At 60.3% G+C, this 2402-nt stretch carries 2 protein-coding genes; one reads left to right on the forward strand and one right to left on the reverse strand.

From position 1 onward, the window contains the following. Nucleotides 1–537 precede the first annotated feature (537 nt). Nucleotides 538–1302 carry a quinone oxidoreductase family protein gene (locus EKE94_RS18470; RefSeq protein ID WP_127908103.1) on the reverse strand — a complete coding sequence of 255 codons (765 nt, stop codon included), beginning with the start codon at nucleotides 1300–1302 and terminating at the stop codon, nucleotides 538–540. Nucleotides 1303–1416: 114 nt separating this feature from the next. Here EKE94_RS18470 and EKE94_RS18475 point away from each other — a divergent pair, with 114 nt between their 5' ends. Then, nucleotides 1417–2256, forward strand: a complete 840-nt coding sequence (locus EKE94_RS18475) for a LysR family transcriptional regulator (RefSeq protein ID WP_164871037.1) — start codon at nucleotides 1417–1419, stop codon at nucleotides 2254–2256. The last annotated feature ends 146 nt before the right edge of the window (nucleotides 2257–2402 follow it).

Consider the following 2402-nt stretch of genomic DNA (forward strand, 5'->3'; position numbering starts at 1 on the left):
ACCTACACCGCGCTCGGATACCAAATCACAGAACTGCCGCGCGCCGACATTGCAACACGTGCCGGCTTTGTCTGTAAGCAACTGGCAAATTGACCGTCATCTCTAGAGGCAGTGGCGAAACTGCTGAAGCAGACAAACCGCATGTCCCCTCCAGCCTCCCGCTGCCTGACACTCACGGCCCTTAGCCGCCGTTCGCCGGGTCACCTTTCGCCGCGATGCAGCTTCCTGTGACCGATCATCCGTGGCACCGTGCGGCNCGGGAGGGCGAACGTCCGCTGAGCGGGACAAAGCGGCCTATTAACTTCGAGGTGCGAAGGCCCGCTTTCCGTATGCTCAAATCACGAGGAGTGGCGTGCCAGAGGTCGAGCCATTCTCAAGAGACAATTGTGCTGCGCTGGCATCTGAAAGTGCAAAGTCCGGCCCTGATACTCTCCTGGGGCCGACGCTCAAGGCGGCCACCGACGCGCTCATGACACCCTCATAACGGAGGGGGTCCGCTAGATAGGCCATCACGCTTGGCATGTGAAAGGCAATGCTTCACTGTGGCCCGAGATCATCGGCAGAGAGCGTGACAAGTGCGCCGCCTGCTTGGCCGACGCTTGCGAATGTCCCAAACTTAGCGGTCGCCTCCAGTGAAGCACTGAAGGTCGGCCACCCGATGCCATCTATGGTGAAATCCACGCCCAGACCGTCGGTCCACTCTCGCGCTTCCCCCGCGATGTCCGCGTTTCGCCCGATGATGACCGTGTCAGCGCCATTGGCCAGAGCGAGTTCCGCCTTCGCATCAGTGCTCACCGTTGCCATGATCCGAGCCCCTAGTCGCTTAGCCCAAGGCATGACGATGCTGGCGAGCCCCCCGGCACCGGCATGGATCAGGATCGTCGTTCCCGACGTCACCTGATGAACCTTGTGAAGCAGCATATGCGCAGTGCAGGCTCTCAAGAGGCTGCTGGCCGCGAGCTCGCTTGAGACATCTTGGGGCAGCTTTACGCCGCGCCAAGCTGGCAGCAGCCGCGCTTCGGCATATCCCCCTACAGCCCCAGCGTAGCCGATACGATCCCCCACGGAGAATTGGGCGACACCTTCGCCGACGGCTTCCACCACACCCGCGCCTTCCACGCCGAGTACAGCAGGCATGGAAAGAGGGTAAACTCCCCTTCGTTGGTAGATGTCGATGAAGTTCACGCCCGCACCAGTCTGACGCAAACGGATTTCTCCAGGGCCAGGATTGCCGATGTCACGCGAGACAAACGATAGATTCTGCACCCCTCCGGGGGCGGATAGCTCGACGACATGCGTCATGATGTACCTCTTTCCGATCTGACGAGGCGGAATATTCGTGACATCCGGGCAGCATGGAATGCATATATACAACACTTAAATGATGCAGAAATGCATTTTTAAATGGTGCGATGCATGGATTGGGAAAACATTCGCTTCTTCATTGCCTTGGTCGAAACCGGCAGTACCGCTTCTGCCGCGCGCGAATTGGGCGTAGAACGAACCACGGTTACCCGGCGGATACAGGCACTCGAAAGCGAGACTGGTCTTGCCCTGTTCGACCGTCGCGGACGGCAATTGGCCCTGAGCGCGGCAGGGCGCGATTTTGCCGATGCCACCCGGCCGATGATGGAGGCCGCCCATCTGGCGGCGAGATGCGCGGCCGGAATGCGACCCGGCATGAGCGGGCGGGTCACAATTTCCGCCCCACCCGCCTTGGCCAGAGCCCGGCTGATCGGACCCCTTCTGTCACTCGGCCGAGAATACCCTGCGCTGGAGTTAAAGCTCGCTGGGGAAATCGAGTTCGCCTCGCTGCTACGCGGTGAGGCCGACATTGCGGTGCGCCTGTCGCGGCCGCAGACAGGTGATCTGGCGGTCTCCAAACTCGGCTCCATCGCGTTTCGTCTATATGCGCATCGCGAGTACATCGCGGACACCTCCGAGGAGGACCGGCGGTATATCGGTCAGGGCGACGTACGGGATGCCATGCCACAACAGGTCGCTCTCAACCGGATAGCTGACGGAAAGTTTGCCTGCTATGTGGATGACGTCGATCTGCAAATGGCGGCGGTCATGGCGAGGGGCGGTATTGCAGCGCTTCCAGATTTCCTGACGGCAGACAACAACGAACTGACTCTGGTGGGATCAGGTGAACCACTTCTCGTCCGCGAAGTTTGGTCTGTGACCCATAACTCGCAGCGTCATCAGGAACGGATCAGGCGCACAATCGACGTTTTGAGAATGGCGTTCAAATGAGATCTCGTCGCAGGGGGGATGGCGTTACGGACAAGACGCAGCATGCAACTGTTTGGGCTCGAAGCGGACCTTCGCTGCGCTGCGCGGCCAATCGATTGGTCGCCACTAACGCGCCGTCGCCTTCGGCCCGTTGCGGGCATTCGCGA

Origin of the sequence: Mesobaculum littorinae (assembly GCF_004011175.1) — a bacterium.
GTDB classification, from domain to species: Bacteria; Pseudomonadota; Alphaproteobacteria; order Rhodobacterales; family Rhodobacteraceae; genus Tranquillimonas; species Tranquillimonas littorinae.